Source organism: Thermoleptolyngbya sp. C42_A2020_037 (assembly GCF_015272455.1).
GTDB lineage: Bacteria > Cyanobacteriota > Cyanobacteriia > Elainellales > Elainellaceae > Thermoleptolyngbya.
The window spans coordinates 149,868-164,769 of sequence record NZ_JACYLP010000056.1; the positions used below are offsets into that span (position 1 = coordinate 149,868).

Consider the following 14,902-nt stretch of genomic DNA (forward strand, 5'->3'; position numbering starts at 1 on the left):
ATCTTCCTGTGCCCTCCAGTTAAGGAGTGATTCTGTGGCTAAGAAAACCCCTGGCTCTTCCTCGGCCATCCCAGTGCAGACCATTGTCATCATCGCTATCCTGTGGGCGGTGTTTTCCCTGCTGTTTTTCTTGCTGTTTAGCGTACCGCTGCCGGGGCAGGGTCGCCCAGAGTGGTATGGCATTACGACCTATTTTTTGGAAAATATTGCCTTTTTGGGAGCGTCGATTCTCTGTTTTCGCAACTGGCGCAGTCCGCTGATCGTGAGCGGGCGCACGGTTTGGCTGCTGATTGGGCTGGGAATGCTGTCTTTTTTTATCGGCAATTTGATTCTTGGACAGTGGGAAATTGGCTGGGGCAAGGAACCGGATGCGTCTCCCGCCGACCTGTTTTTCCTGCTGATGTATTTGCTGGTGGGCGCGGGTATGTTTTTGGCGGTGTCTTCGCGCAAGCTGAACCTGGCAATCTGGCAGTGGCTAGCGGTGATAGGCGTAGGGGTTTTGGGGGTTGTGATTGCCTGGTTTATCTACAACGGGGCAAGTGCGGCTGCTTCGGCGGCGGTCTGGATTGATCCTCCGGCGATCGCCCAGACTGCGCCCGACGCGGCTCCAGCGGCTCCAGCGGCTACCCCTGTGCCTGCCGAGCCTGCCCCGGCCGCCGCTGCTGCAACCTCCAGAGTCCCCGGTTGGGCGGTGGCGCTCGAAGAAACCCTATCGCCGTTCTCGGATACCTTTGCGATCGCCTATGTGGCTGGAGATATCATTCTGCTGATGGCTGCGATGGCGCTGCTGCTGGCGTTTTGGGGCGGGCGATTCTCGCTGTCCTGGCGCTTCATTGCCGCCGCTGCAATCTGCTTTTACGTTGCAGATATGTGGTTCCTCTACGCCACCCGCTACGTCGAGGGCTATCAAACGGGCGGCTTGCTCGAAGTGTTCTGGATTTTTAGCGCCTGCCTGTTTGCTATTGGTGCTGCGCTAGAATACGACCTGTCGAGCCGCTCTCGTCGGGGTAGTCGTCGCCGCGCCTGAGTGTTTTGTTTGATCGCAGACATTGAATTTTAGTTACCCTTGTACTGTTACGTGCAAGGGTCAGACAATTCTGAGTTACGATCAATCAGGTTTTTTCTTCAGTGCTCCCCGGTGGGGCGAGTGGTTAACGCGGCATGCCTCCTACAAAACTGACCGATTCTGACAAGCAAAAAATTCTGGCACTGTATCGCCAGTCAGACGAAACCACCACATCCCTGGCTCAGCAATTCAGCGTCAGTACCTCTACAATTAGCCGCATTCTGAAGCAAAGCCTGTCGGAAGCCGAATATGACGCGCTGATTCAGAAAAAGCGAACCGCAGGCAGCAGCAAGTCTGAAGTTGAGAACGCCGCCGACGTATCCACCGCTGTAGAAGCGGCAGAGACCCTGAAATCAGAAGAAGATCCGCAGCCTCCCCAGCCACACGTGTTTAGCGCCGTGCCCCAAGCCGTGGAGCCGGATGCGGACGAGATGGACATAGCCGAGCCGGACTCCGCACGCCGCGATGGTCGCCGCCAGCGCCGCCGTTCAGGAAGCGTTCCCCCCGAACCCAGCAAACCATCCACGGTTGCGCCGCCCAAACTGGCTAAAAAGAAGCGGATTGATGAAGATGGGGCGATCGCCTCTGTTGAAACGGCCTTCGCTGCGGACGCTGAGCTTGGGGGGGAGGATTCTTCGGAACCTGTCGTCGCTGAGCTAGAGGCAGTTGAGCGCGACATTTTGAAGCATGAAGGCGTTTTCACGGATATAGACGAAGAAGATGACGACGAGCTAGATGATGAAGACCTGACAGACGACCTCGACGACGATCTGGATGACGATCTGGACGATGACGATGACGGCTCCTTGCTTGACGCAGCCGTTGAGCTAGACGACCTGACGGGTGGACTGCACAGCAACATGCCGCTGCATATTGCGCCGCTCTCGGAAGCCAAACTGCCCAAGTCTTGCTATCTAGTGGTCGATCGCACGTCGGATTTGGTGACTCGGCCGCTCAAGGACTTTGCGGGGCTGGGGCTGATTCCCGACGACCAGGAAGAGGAGCGCACCCTGCCTGTGTTTGATAATCATCGGGTGGCCAAGCGCTATGTGCGGCGAATGCAGCGCGTGGTCAAGATTCCCGACGGTCAGGTGTTTTTGAAGGCCAGTCCCCATTTGCAGGCAAAGGGCATTACTCGGCTGCTGATTGATGGGCGGGTGTATTCACTCTAGGCTTCTGCCTAGCCAGGGGGATGTCTGGGCGATCGCCCGGTGTTCTGCTACTTAGCGAAAGCTATTCGTCCTCAAACGGATCGCCCTCGTCTAGGCTGCGGGCACTGGAAGCGCGATCGCCCGGTAGGACCAGCGCCGCGCCCAGCATCCCTGCCGACGCGCTAAACCCCAGCATCAGCCCGATGGGAATCGGCACCGTCCTGCCAGTTAAAAAGCGCAGTTCGACAGGGGTCGCGTTTTGCACCGACAGCAGGGCGATCGCACTCACCCACAGCGCAACAATCGAGGAAACCAGAACATTTAGCATAGTGGCGAGCAGGCAAAAGACCGAAGGCTGAGCAATCTAAAATCCAAAACCCAAAATCCAAAAGCAAACCCCAAAGCTGGCTCAGGGTGAAGCAGGCGTGCAGGCCTCATTCAGGCAGATGACCAGCACCGACTGGATGGTCGCATCTTCTCGAAACTGCTGCGTTTCGTTGTATTCCGCTGTGGGCGAGGGATAAATGCCTGCTGTTTCGCTGCTGCCATTGCCCGTGCCAAAGGACAGGTTGGTGGCGGGATGCTGGGCAAACCGGACATATTCCCGCGATTCGTTTTGCGTGTTGTAGGATAGCGTGGCATCGCCATAGATCTGCTCTGCCTGGGCGATCGCCGTACCGGGGCCCACGCCGCGATCGGTGCGGTAGCTGGGGTTATCGGTCAGCACGCCCTGCACCACGTCATCATCGCCAAAGCTCTCGCCCGCCAGGTACAGCACATAAAACTGTGGCTTGCCGTTCTGGGACACGGCGATCGCGTCGAAATCGACAATAAAGGGCGATCGCACTTCAAAGGTGGCATTGGGCAGCGCTTGCTTTAGTTCTCCCAGCGTCATGCCCAGTTTTGCCGGGCCGATACCCTCGGCTGAAATCACAAACAGCGACGGATCGGTTGGTTCTGGAGCAGAAGCCGTCGGGCTGGGCGCAGGGGAAGAAGGCGCAGGCGACCCTGGGCCAGCCGTCGGCGACGCGCCAGGAGAGGACGAAGGCGGCTGGGCATCGTTGCATCCGACCAGCCCCGCCAGTCCGCCCAGCAGCAGGCTCCCCAGCAGCAGTTGTCTTGTGGATTGTTTCATCAACCGACCCATTGCTTTCTCCTTCTGAATCCCACGCCAACTCCGTGACGACCTCAGCATAGCGCTTGTGCCAGAGCGTCGGCTCCCGGTTGTGGCAGAAGACGCAATCACCCGACACAGATTGCTACACCTGTTTTAGCAGGCCGTCTCGATTTTGCCCTAACTTTGCCTAATCTGGCGGTACGGGCTATCTGGGCAAATTGAAGGCAGCAACCGGATTCAGCCATCGCGTGATGGTGCGCTTGAGCTGAATGAAATCTCGGTTTAGCCCTTGCTGCATAAACTGTCCGAGGGCATCCAGCGGCGTAAAGGTTTCACCGGGCTGCCATTTCAAATCTTGACCCATTGGCGTTAGGTGGTTGCCGCCCAGCGTGTGCAGCGTGGTCATGTCTGGAAAACGGCGGGTGAGAACGTCCGAGAGCGATCGCGTCTGGTCGATATCATCCATCGCAAAGCGAATCAGCAGATTGCGCCGCACCTGATACTGCCGCTCGATCAGCGTGTAGGTTTCTGTCGGCGATGGCGTAAATTCCACATTCAGCAGCGGCGCAAACTGGGGCGGAATCTGGGAAGAAAACTGGGTCGAAAACTGCGACATTTGATCCAGAAATGGAATCGATCGCCGCGCTGGGTAATTGTTAAACGACAGGAAAATATTGCCGGCTCGCTCTTGCGACGAGCGGCTGCCGATCAGCAGATGCAGCTTGCAGCCCATGCTGTGGCCGACACCGTAGAGCGGCACGTAGCTGCGACGAAACACGCGCTCTAGCAAATATTCCTCAGCCCGGAGGAATGACCGCAATACTTGGCGGGCGATCGCCTCATGGTCAAACGTGTTGACAAAGGGCGTGGCAACGACAGCATAGCCCTGCTCTGCTAGATGCTCTAGCAGCGAGCGATAGGTGACCTGCGGAGCTGCCGCCACAAACGCCCCGCCCAAAAAATGAATCATCGCTGTCGGGCTTTCTGGCACCACTAGCCAATTTCCGCCCAGTTCTCGCCATTCCATAGGTAAAGAAGGGTGAAGCTCTCTCTCATGGTAGACGATGTGGCAGCGGGTGGGGGGATAGGAAAGGGATCAGTCACTCCATCTCTCTATCCCCCATCTAGCTCAAATAGCCTGCAACAAAAACACCAGCCCCACACCTGCGATCGCCAGTCCAGGCAGGGTCAGCGCTTTGGCTCGTTCGGTGGTGCGGCGCAGCAGGCGATCGCCCAGCCACCACACTCCAAAGGCGATCGCCGCCTGAATCAGCGTGAAACCTAGTAGATAGGCGGTCAGGGGCGACGGCGTTGCCCCGACAATGGATTCACCGTAGGCATAGCCGTGGAATAAGCCTGCCAAAATTCCAAAGGCGATCGCCCCGCCCAGTGGCAGCGTCTTTCGCAGCCCTAGCAGCAGCCCAATGATCAACACCGACCCCGCGATGGCAATTTCAACGGCGGGCAAATCGACTAGATTCAGGTGTAGGGTCGTGCCGCCCAGCGCTGCCAGCAAAAAGCTGATAGGAAACAGCAGTCCCCAGCCCTGCTTTGCTGCCAGTAGCCCAATCGCCACCACAAACGCAAAGTGATCCAGTCCAATCACAGGATGGGCCAAGCCAGACAAAAACCCTTCCAAAAAGGTTTTGGGCGTTTCGCTTCCCAGGGCGTGGTGCGCCAGGGCTGGTTCAGCACAGAGCGCCATCCCTGCCAGCAGGAGCAGTGCGCCGCTGCGCCAGCCCGCGCTAGGTTTGCTGGCCGGGACGGTTCGCCGATCGCGTGCTCTGGACGATTTCGGGAATTTCCGGGTTCTGGTGATGCTTGCCTTCATGTCTGTACCTCGCAGAGTCTAAATTGGCAAAAGGGCGCATCGGCGGGCATCCTGACTGGTCGGGCGGGGTGTCTTGCCCAACTTCACAGTTGCGGGACAGCGGCAGACTTGCACTGCACTTTCCCCAATCGGCGCGATCGCCAATCTCCAAAGGCTGTTCCCCTTTGAGAGCCGATGAGCGACTGAAATCATAGCACCGTTTGCAGGAGCAAACGCGCAGAGTCACGAATGTTCAAGGAACCGGGCGCTTTACAGCTATCCAAAATCGCCTATCCAAAATCGCCGATCCAAAATTTCAAATTCAGTCGGTAACCGGAACGATCACCCCTTGCTGGTTCATCGACCGGGAAAGGGCTTCGAGGATTGTGATCAGGCCTACACCGACTTCGCCTGACGACAGACCGGAGGGGCGATCGCCCCGCACACAGTCCACAAAATGTTCGCAGGCGCGGCGCAGGGGTTCTTCGCGGGAAACGGCGATCGCCCGTCGCTCCTGGGTGGTGGGAAAAAATTGCCCGTCTCGCAGCACCAGCGCTCCAGTTTGCAGCATTAGCAAATCGGTCGCCATTTCGTCAAAAATCAGTGAGGCGCGATCGCCCACCACGCTCAACCGCCGCTGTCGGTCGGGATTGAGCCAGCACACCTGGAGCATCGCCTGAAACCTGCTGGGATAAAACAACCGCGCCCAGACTAGATCCGACAATCCTGCCTGTACTGCCGTTTTTGCCTGGTGTGTTTCCTGGGCGATCGCCCCAAGCTGTGGGGTTAGCGCGGGCTGCAACCAGACCGTGCCCCAGGCCTGCACCTGCACGGGTCGCTCTCCCAGCCAGTGGTTAAAAATGGCAATGTCGTGAGTTGCCAGATCCCACAGCACATCGACATCCGAGCGCACCGGACCAAGGTGCGTCCGGCTGCTGCTGCCGTAGCGCAACTGCCCAAGCTGCCCTTGCTGAACGAGCGATCGCCCTGCTTGCACGGCTGGGTGAAACAAATAGGTGTGATCTACCACTAGCCGTCGCCCCTGCTCCGCTGCCAGTTGGCACAGTTCCCGCCCCTCGGCGGCGCAGAGCGTCAGCGGCTTTTCTACGAATCCGTGTAGCCCCCGGTTTAGCGCAGTTCGCAGGAGTGCTGCATGGGTGCTGGCGGGTGTGGCGATCGCCACGGCATCTACCCCGTCCAGTGCGAGCGCGGCTGCCCAATCTGTGAGGGCAAGAACGGCGGGCGTGCGATGTGCTAGCCCAAGCTGGGTCACCGCAGTTTGCAGGCGGGTGGTGCTGGGATCGGCGATCGCCACCACCCGCACCCCCGGCAGCGCCAAAAAATTTCGCAGCAGATGCATTCCCCACCGCCCTAGCCCCAAAATCACAATGCCCACCGACGGTGAATCCTGCGCTGCGTCTACTTTGCTCACATTTTTTACTCACATTTGTTCTGATTTTCGGGACTGGTTAAGGCATTCATCCAGCCTGCACGCCTCTTTTCCGCCAATTTAGCCGCTCACTTGCAAACTCGCAGCCCTCAACCCGTTTCAGGTTCATGTTGTGGAGCGATAACCACTACCAACCCACTTTTTTCGGCTTTGAGCCACAATAGGGAAGTCGGGATGAGCCGACGGGCTGTATCCTGATGAAGTCTATTGCTGAGTTGACAGAAGTAGGTGCTATGAGCCGCCGTCGTCAAACCCCCTGGCTGCATCGTCAGTCTCGCAAGATTATCGGAGCGATCGCCCTGCTGGGTGCGCTAAACACTGCCTATCTCACCGCAACTCGGCTGTTTGGCGGAGAGGCGGCCTGCCCCACCAGCGGCTGTCAGCAAGTGCTTTCTAGCCCCTATGCCACGCTGTTTGGGCAACCTCTGGCGCTGTTTGGGCTGCTGGCCTATCTGGGCATGGCGGCGTTTGCCTTTGCGCCGCTGCTGGTCAATCCTGACCAAAACAAGACCCTGCGAACCAGTTTGGATAACACGACTTGGCTGCTGCTGTTTGCAGGCTCCACCGCCATGCTGGTGTTCAGCGGCTACCTGATGTACATCATGTTTTCCGAGTTCGTGGTGCCCTTCGGCGCAGCGGGCATCTGCGTCTATTGCATTGCATCGGCGCTGTTTGCCCTGGCTATGTTCTTGCTAACGCTGTTTGGACGGGCTTGGGAAGATGTGGGACAGCTTATTTTTACTGGGATCTTGGTCGGCGTGGTGGTGCTGGTGGGTTCTCTGGCTTGGCACAACATCATTAAAACGCCGCCTAGTGAGGTCGTGGACGGGCCATCCGTGCCGCCTGTAACTACCGTTTCGGGGCAGGCAGAGGTTGAACTAGCTCGCCACCTGAAGCGCATTGGCGCGAAGATGTTTGGCGCTTACTGGTGCCCACATTGCCACGATCAGAAGCAACTCTTTGGTCAGCCTGCTGCGGCTGAGGTTCCTTACATCGAATGTGCGCCAGACGGAGCGAATTCCCAGACTGCTCTGTGTCGCGCCACGCCGCAAGTGACGGGCTATCCTACCTGGGAAATCAACGGCCAGTTTTACTCTGGCACCCAAACGCTGGAGCAACTAGCCAAGGCTTCTGGCTATCAGGGCCCGACCAATTTCCAGAATTCTCCTTAGGGGCGCTATCCTATCCAATTTCCAGAATTCTCCTTAGGGCGCTATCCTATTTGGATTTTGGATTTGCGATTTTGGATTGCTAGTCGAGCTTGTTTAGGGTTTCTAGCAGTTTCATTAGTAGCACCACTCAGAAGAATTGATATTCAAGGGCCGGCTTGAAGGCTGAGCATCTGCCCACCCCTCAGTTCCCTTTAGGGGCGAAAAGGGGGGATTTTTATCGTGTCCCTGTAGAACCCTGTGCTATCAGTCCCCGACCCCTGACCCTTTGCCCCGCCAGCGAGACAGCAGTTTTTCTAGTTCAATCCAAACAAAGAGCAGCAGGCTGAATCCGAGACAAATCAGCAGTTCCAGGGGGCTGAGGATTTGGGTGCCAAAGAAGTTTCGCAGCGGCTCGACGTAGATTAGCGCTAGTTGCAGCAGGCTGGTAAAGACGACGGAGGTGAGGACGTAGGGATTGGAGAAGGGGTTGAGTTCTAGGGTTAGGCGGGTGTTGGATCGAATAGCCAGGGCATGACCCATCTGGGCCAGGCACAGGGTGGTGAAGACCATTGTCTTCCAGCGATCGGGGTCGCCGGGAGTGGTTTGGGCGAGGTGATAGCCGACGACCATTTGGGCGATCGCAATGATCGACAGCACCACGCCGATGCGGATCATATAGGTGCCCAGCCCTCGTGCAAAGATGCTCTCTTTGGGATCGTGGGGCGGGCGACTCATGACGTTGGGTTCCGCAGGTTCTACTGCCAGCGCCAGGGCAGGCAACCCGTCGGTGACCAGGTTCATCCAGAGGATCTGCAACGGCGTGAGGGGCACACCGCCAAAGGCAAACAGCGGTGATGCGGCGATGGTAATCACTTCGCCGATATTGGAACCCAGGATGTATTTGATAAAGCGGCGAATGTTGGTGTAGACGACGCGCCCTTCTTCCACCGCAGAGACGATGGTGGCGAAGTTATCGTCCAGCAGCACCATGTCGCTGGCTTCTTTGCTGACATCGGTGCCCGTGATGCCCATCGCAATGCCGATATCGGCCCGCTTCAGCGCGGGGGCATCGTTCACGCCATCGCCCGTCATGGCGACGATGTGGTGCCGCCGCTGGAGCGCCTGCACAATTTTCAGCTTATGCTCTGGGGCGACGCGGGCATAGACGCTGACCCGCTCGACGTGGGCTTCCAGTTCTTCTGGGGTGCAGTGTTCTAGGTCTGGCCCGGTTAGCACTTCGTCGTCGGGTTGGGCAATGCCCAGGTCTTCGGCGATCGCCCGTGCGGTGAGCTGGTGGTCGCCCGTAATCATGACGGGCCGAATCCCCGCAGAGCGGCAGCGGGCCACGGCTTCTCGCGCTTCGGGGCGGGGTGCATCCAGCATGTCTACCAGCCCTAGCCAGATTAGCCCTTGCTCGGTTTCTTCGGCGCTGTCTTCGGCGGGGAGTGCCTCCAGCGGTCGGCAGGCAAACCCCAGCACCCGCAGTCCTTTGCTGGCCAGGTGATCATTTTGCTGCAAGATTTGCTGACGGCGATCGCCGCTAAGCGGCTCCACGGTGCCCTTGACATGTACAGACTGGCACCGCTCTAGCACCAGTTCGGGAGAACCTTTGCAGAACAGAATAAGAGATGAAGAATGGAAGACAGACGGAGCGAGGGGATCTGCTAGGATGCTGCTGCTTTGATGTTTGACCATCACGCTCATGCGCTTGCGCTCAGAGGTGAAGGGGAACTCACTCAGGCGCGTCCAGGCGTGGGTGAGGTGGTGGCGATCGAGTCCGGCTTTGGTGGCGGCCACCAGCAGTGCGCCCTCGGTGGGGTCGCCCAGGATGCACCAATCGCCCTGTTCTTTTTGCAAGGCCGAGTCATTGCAGAGAATGCAAGCCGTCAACAGGGCGATCGCCTCCGGGTGTTTCTGCACATCAATCGACTGTCCGTTCAGCAAAAACTCACCCTCTGGCGTGTAGGCGTGGCCCGTTACGCTGAGCGAACAGGAATGCTGGTGAATCCCCTGCACCACCATCTTGTTTTGGGTCAGGGTGCCTGTTTTGTCGGAGCAGATTGTGGTGACAGAGCCGAGGGTTTCTACGGCGGGCAGCTTGCGGATCAGGGCATGGCGGCGCACCATCCGCTGGGTTCCCAGTGCCAGCGTCACAGTGATCACGGCGGGCAACCCCTCCGGCACCACGGCCACTGCCATGCTCAGCGACACCTCCACCAGTTCCCGCAGCTTGCCCCATCCGGCCACCAGCAGCCCCAGGACGACGACCACTGCCACCAGCGACAGGGAACCCGTAACCAACGCCTGACTAAGCTGATCCATCCGCTGCTGCAAGGGCGTTGGCTCTGCCTCGACGGATTGCAGCAAAGTAGCGATTTTGCCGAGTTCGGTGCCCATACCCGTCTGGGTAACGATGGCCACGCCGCGCCCCTGCACAACCTCGGTTCCCTGATACACGCAATTGAGGCGATCGCCCAGTGGGGTATCTTCCGACAGGTCTGCGGCAACCCGCTTGCTAACGGCCTGCGCTTCGCCCGTCAGCGCCGCTTCCCGCACTTGCAGGCTGGCTTCCTCCAGCAAACGACCGTCTGCTGCTACTTGCACCCCCGCCTCCAGCAGCATAATGTCCCCTGGCACCAGTTCCCCAGCGTTTACCTCTTTTACGCGCCCATCGCGCACCACGCGCACTCGTGGCGAGGCCATATTTTTCAGAGCGGCCAGCGCTTTTTCGGCACGGCTTTCCTGCACATAGCCCAGCAAGCCATTCAAAAACACAATCGCTAAAATCGCCACGGTGTCTTTGAACGGAATATCGTTGGACTTGACCCGTCCTGCCTGCATGTCCATCAGATCCATCACGCCGGAAATGATCGCCACCGCGATCAGCATGATCAGCATGATGTTTTTGAACTGATCCAGCAAGATTGCCCAGTTGCTCCGGCCGCCGGTGTCTTCCAGTTCGTTTGGGCCAAATTGGCGCTGACGTTCGGTGACTTGCTCCGACGTGAGGCCCAACTGGCGATCGCTCTGCAACTGCTCCAACACCTTTTCAGCAGACAGCAGATGCCAGCGGGTAGCAGGAGAGACAGAGCCAGGGTCAGAAATAGTCATTTAGGTTTAGAGTGTGAGAAAACCGAGCTTTGAAGGCAGGTTAAACGCTGCGAACCAGCCTCGAACGGTACTGCGACCTGCCAGCCAATCCGTTATGGATTTCAGGCAGAGATTTCAGGCAAAGATTTCAGGCAAAGATTTCAGGCAAAGATTTTAGAAATTGAACACCGCTCGCAGCATTTGTGCAAGCGGTGTATCAACATCCAGGGTAGGTCTCTGGAGCGGGAATTGAGTATGGGAAAGACGTTAAGTTTTCAAACGAAAAGGATGCCAAAAATCAAGTTTTGCTACGCAATCGAAACCTTCCAAACGGAATCTAGATAGAACGTCATCAGGAATGCCTCAAAGCAGCTTTCCGGCGCAAGTTAGAGAACAGAGCGGGTTAAGGAACAGAGCGGGGCGATCGCCCTCCCGTGGAAAGATATAGCAGCGCTTCGTAGGCCCAGTGGTCGGGCGGCACGTCAGAAAATGGCAGCGCAGGACGCTGGGTGTCGATTTGCCCAATCGAGCCTTGCTCAGGCGAATCTTGGGCATCGCTTGCCAAAGCAGGTGCAAGAGGCAGCGGTTCCGGTGATGGAACCTGCGAACCAGCCATCTCTGAAGACGCTGGGCTAGGCTCAATCTGAGCAGGAAACGGAACGGACGGTTGGCGCTCTTGGGCCTGGGCAAGCGGGACAAAACAAACCCATGCGGCTAGGCTAGAGGCGATTGATATACCTGCCCAAGCTACCGCAGTAGCAAGACGGAAGCGACTTGGAAATGGGCGATCGCCAGCAAACGAGTTCACAGCAGCTTGATCTACCAACTGATTTACCAACTGATTTACCATCGGCTTCATCATACGCTGTCCTTTCTGTCTCAATTTCTGACACGGAATCCTCTTAATCGTATCTTGTCCAATTTATGACTGTGGGATCTATCGCGATGTCAACGCCTCCCAAAACCCTCCTCATCACGGGTATCAGCGGCTTTTTGGGATGGCATGTCTACCAGGCGACCCGCGCCAGTTGGATCGTCTACGGCACCTACCAAACCCGACCCGTGTCCTTTGCCGATGCAAACACGCTGGCGCTAGATCTAACGGACTTTGCTGCCCTCCAGCAGGCATTTCAAGAGATTCGCCCGGATGCAGTGATCCACACCGCCGCCCTGTCTCAGCCCAACGCCTGCCAAACCCAGCCCGAACGATCCCGCCAGATTAACGTCCTCGCCAGCCTAAACCTGGCCGGACTCTGCGCCGATGCAGGCATTCCCTTTGCCTTCACCTCCACCGATCTGGTGTTCGACGGACATCACGCGCCCTATCGCGAAGCCGATCCGGTCTGCCCCCTGAGTCTCTACGGGGAACAAAAGGCAGAAGCCGAAGCCGGAATCCTGAGCCGCTATCCAGATGCCGCCGTTTGTCGGATGCCGCTGATGTTTGGCGCTGCGCCCACGGCCCCTAGCTTCTTGCAGCCGTTTTTGCAGAAGCTGCGCGAGGGTGAGGCGCTGCGATTGTTTACTGACGAGTTTCGCACGCCCATCAGCGGCCGCGACGCGGCAAAGGGACTGCTGCTGGCGCTCGACAAGGTTCAGGGTCTGGTTCACTTGGGCGGGCCAGAGCGGCTGTCCCGCTATGAATTTGGGCTACGGATGGCGGCGGCGTTTGGACTTTCTCCTGACTCGATCAGCCCGTGCAAGCAGGCGGATGTGCCCATGCCCGCCCCGCGCCCGCCAGACGTGTCGATGGACAGTAGCTACGCCTTTGGCCTGGGCTATGCGCCGGGGGGCGTACTGGAGGAGTTGCGGGCCTTGGCTCAGGGTTAATTCATCACCCGGATTGCGGCGGCGCTCATGCCGGATAGGGTAAAGGTCGCCTGGCCGTTGGGCTGGACGGTGATGGGCGTGGCGCAGGTGGCGGGGTTGGACGCACTGGGCTGGAGCAGGTCGCAATAGCGGCCGGGGGGCAGGCTGGTTTGAAAGGTGTGGGTGAGGGGTTGGGATTCGCGGTTAATCACCACAAAGGCGCGATCGCCCCGCCCAAAGGCAATCTGGTTCTGCCCGTTGCTCCACCAGTTCACGAGGGGCGCATCGCCGGCCGCGTTGCGAAACTGCACCATTTGCACAATGGGCGATCGCCGATGTTCGCAGATCCAGCCGTCGGTGCAGGTTGCAGCGTTGGGGCTGAGGGGCGATTGCGTGTTGCCTTTGGCATCGGCGGGGGGCCCTTGGTCGCCATCTGAAAAGTCGTAGCTCGACATCACTAGCGGCTTGCCGTAGGGATGGGCCAACATGAACACATTCGCTAGGTCGTAGAGCGGGCCGTCCTTGTAAGTGAGGTAGTTGCCGCCGCCCCCGTGACCCCGCTGCTTGTCGTGATTGTCGATGAAGACCACGGCCTTTTCGCTAGGGACAAATCCCCAGCCCTCGCCCAACGTTTCTAGCTGCGCCAGGGTTTGCCCGTCGAGTCCGGCAAACTTTTCGCTCACCACTCGTCCATACTCAAACTCGAACACGTCCCCAGAGGCGTAGTATTCGCCCTTTTTCACGGCTTCGGTGCCGGGGTCGATCACTTCCTGATAAATGAAGAGATCAGCCAGGGTCTTGCCCGCTTTCTGTTCTGCCAAGACCTGCTCAAGCTGGTTCAGAATGCCATCCAGGTCGCGGGCATTGATATGTTTAGCAGCGTCGATCCGAAAGCCGTCGATGCCCAGGCTGACCAAATCGGCGAGGTATTCTGCAAGCCGCCGCTGCACGTCGGGCGTGCTGGTTTTCAAATCAGCCAACCCCACCAGTTCGCAGCCCGTCACCTCGTCGTGGTTCTGGTAGCTCTCAATGTTGCGGCGACAGTCGTTGAAGTCCTGCGGCTGGTAGATGCCAGGATACTCATATTTGGTGAACGCTGACCCAGCGCTGCCGATGCCCTGCTCGACCCCGGCCATGTGATTGATCACCGCATCGGCGTAGACCTTGACCCCGGCCGCATGGCAGCGGCGAATCATGGACGCCAGCTGAGCGCGATCGCCACTGCGACTTTCCAGCCGATAGCTGACGGGCTGATAGCGCTGCCACCAGGGAAAGCCCCGCTCAGGTAAGACGACGTGTTCCTGGGGCGGCGAAATTTGCACGGCGGCGTAGCCGTTGGGGCCCAAAACCGTTTCGCATTCCTGGGCAATATCGTCCCAGCGCCACTCAAACAGATGCACCATCGCCGCTTGGGACGGGCGTGATTTAATCATCTCTGCATCTTCGACCGCAGCGGCTCGGCCAGCAGGGCGGGCGCAACCCGTCATTAACAGCGCAGTCAGCGCGAGTAGAGAGGCACCAAGGGTAAACGGATGTCGCATTTTGAAATGAGCGTGTGCAAAACAAACGAATTTAGTAAAAAGATCTGGATGTTTGATGGATGCGCCCTCAGAGTGCCCAAAAAACGGGCATTTTTCCCGCAGTAAGAATTTCGGCAAGAATTCCGGTAAAAATTCCGGCAAAAATTTCAGCCTCATGTTCGATCTGCCTTACCCATCTCCATTCTGCCCCGTTGGCCAGTGGGTTGTCTGTTTCACAGATTCGGTCAGGGGCTTGCTCAGAAAGCAGAGAAAAGCCACACGCTGGCGGGCGGCGGCCTGAGGCTGGATAGGGCTGGATATGGATTGCTGGGTATTTGCAGATGCGGGGAGCGGCGCTGGATCTCAGTGCCACTTGTATCCGCTACTACATCCAAATATTTTTGAGGCTCTGGCTAAACTGAATCAGCCGCTTGGTCGTCCATTCTTCGTCGCTGGTTTTGGGCGGGACGGTGCGCGGTTCGACCGCATCCATCGACAGACCTTGAGATAAATTTTGTCCTAAATTGAGCAGTTGCTCTGCGGTTGGCAGAGTTGCACGGCGCTTGCGGCGAAATCCTCGAATTGTCATCGTAAACCTTCCTCTGTGGCGGCACCCTTGGCGGCACTTTTGGTGGCACTTTTGGTGGCACTTTTAATCAGTGAGAAGCAGCGGCGATCGCCCAAATTCCTCTCCCTAGCTTCTGAACCAAGGCTCGGAACAATGAGCAAAATCCACTAGGG

13 protein-coding genes and 1 riboswitch are annotated in these 14,902 nt (G+C 58.0%); of the genes, 4 read left to right on the top strand and 9 right to left on the bottom strand.

Annotation, left to right across the window (positions count from 1 at the left end):
• Nucleotides 1-34 precede the first annotated feature (34 nt).
• Complete coding sequence (locus IGS16_RS20340) at nucleotides 35-1,027, top strand: hypothetical protein (RefSeq protein ID WP_297088601.1); 993 nt, start codon at nucleotides 35-37, stop codon at nucleotides 1,025-1,027.
• Nucleotides 1,028-1,161: 134 nt separating this feature from the next.
• Nucleotides 1,162-2,238 carry a hypothetical protein gene (locus IGS16_RS20345; protein WP_297088603.1) on the top strand — a complete coding sequence of 359 codons (1,077 nt, stop codon included), beginning with the start codon at nucleotides 1,162-1,164 and terminating at the stop codon, nucleotides 2,236-2,238.
• 61 nt (nucleotides 2,239-2,299) lie between these two features.
• Here the strand turns inward: IGS16_RS20345 and IGS16_RS20350 are convergent, their stop codons facing one another.
• From IGS16_RS20350 to IGS16_RS20370, 5 genes are all read right to left on the bottom strand, one after another.
• Nucleotides 2,300-2,545, bottom strand: a complete 246-nt coding sequence (locus tag IGS16_RS20350; protein ID WP_297088605.1) for a DUF1049 domain-containing protein — start codon at nucleotides 2,543-2,545, stop codon at nucleotides 2,300-2,302.
• Nucleotides 2,546-2,626: 81 nt separating this feature from the next.
• Nucleotides 2,627-3,364 (bottom strand): hypothetical protein, encoded by a 738-nt coding sequence (locus tag IGS16_RS20355; RefSeq protein ID WP_297088607.1) that lies wholly within the window; start codon nucleotides 3,362-3,364, stop codon nucleotides 2,627-2,629.
• 175 nt (nucleotides 3,365-3,539) lie between these two features.
• Nucleotides 3,540-4,361, bottom strand: coding sequence for a DUF1350 family protein (locus IGS16_RS20360; protein WP_297088609.1), 822 nt, complete (start codon nucleotides 4,359-4,361; stop codon nucleotides 3,540-3,542).
• Nucleotides 4,362-4,463: 102 nt separating this feature from the next.
• Entirely contained in the window at nucleotides 4,464-5,165 is a 702-nt protein-coding gene (locus tag IGS16_RS20365) for a HupE/UreJ family protein (protein ID WP_297088611.1), read from the bottom strand.
• 23 nt (nucleotides 5,166-5,188) lie between these two features.
• A riboswitch (cobalamin riboswitch) is annotated at nucleotides 5,189-5,325 on the bottom strand.
• 141 nt (nucleotides 5,326-5,466) lie between these two features.
• Nucleotides 5,467-6,576 carry a Gfo/Idh/MocA family oxidoreductase gene (locus IGS16_RS20370; protein WP_297088613.1) on the bottom strand — a complete coding sequence of 370 codons (1,110 nt, stop codon included), beginning with the start codon at nucleotides 6,574-6,576 and terminating at the stop codon, nucleotides 5,467-5,469.
• Between the two features lie 251 nt (nucleotides 6,577-6,827).
• Between IGS16_RS20370 and IGS16_RS20375 the strand changes: the two genes are divergently transcribed.
• A complete protein-coding gene (locus tag IGS16_RS20375; RefSeq protein WP_297088614.1) occupies nucleotides 6,828-7,766 on the top strand; it encodes a vitamin K epoxide reductase family protein in 939 nt (312 codons plus the stop codon).
• 243 nt (nucleotides 7,767-8,009) lie between these two features.
• On the opposite strand, the gene IGS16_RS20380 is transcribed toward IGS16_RS20375, so the two are convergent.
• Both IGS16_RS20380 and IGS16_RS20385 read right to left on the bottom strand, forming a co-directional pair.
• Nucleotides 8,010-10,856, bottom strand: coding sequence for a cation-translocating P-type ATPase (locus tag IGS16_RS20380; protein WP_297088616.1), 2,847 nt, complete (start codon nucleotides 10,854-10,856; stop codon nucleotides 8,010-8,012).
• A 382-nt stretch (nucleotides 10,857-11,238) separates the two neighbouring features.
• Nucleotides 11,239-11,643 (bottom strand): hypothetical protein, encoded by a 405-nt coding sequence (locus IGS16_RS20385; protein ID WP_297088618.1) that lies wholly within the window; start codon nucleotides 11,641-11,643, stop codon nucleotides 11,239-11,241.
• Nucleotides 11,644-11,780: 137 nt separating this feature from the next.
• Between IGS16_RS20385 and IGS16_RS20390 the strand changes: the two genes are divergently transcribed.
• Complete coding sequence (locus IGS16_RS20390; protein ID WP_297088619.1) at nucleotides 11,781-12,662, top strand: NAD(P)-dependent oxidoreductase; 882 nt, start codon at nucleotides 11,781-11,783, stop codon at nucleotides 12,660-12,662.
• Here IGS16_RS20390 and IGS16_RS20395 read toward each other — a convergent pair.
• Both IGS16_RS20395 and IGS16_RS20400 read right to left on the bottom strand, forming a co-directional pair.
• A complete protein-coding gene (locus IGS16_RS20395) occupies nucleotides 12,659-14,182 on the bottom strand; it encodes an alpha-amylase family protein (RefSeq protein ID WP_297088621.1) in 1,524 nt (507 codons plus the stop codon). The two genes, IGS16_RS20390 and IGS16_RS20395, sit on opposite strands and share 4 nt — an antisense overlap.
• Nucleotides 14,183-14,546: 364 nt before the next feature.
• Nucleotides 14,547-14,750 carry a hypothetical protein gene (locus tag IGS16_RS20400; protein ID WP_297088622.1) on the bottom strand — a complete coding sequence of 68 codons (204 nt, stop codon included), beginning with the start codon at nucleotides 14,748-14,750 and terminating at the stop codon, nucleotides 14,547-14,549.
• Nucleotides 14,751-14,902: the final 152 nt, after the last annotated feature.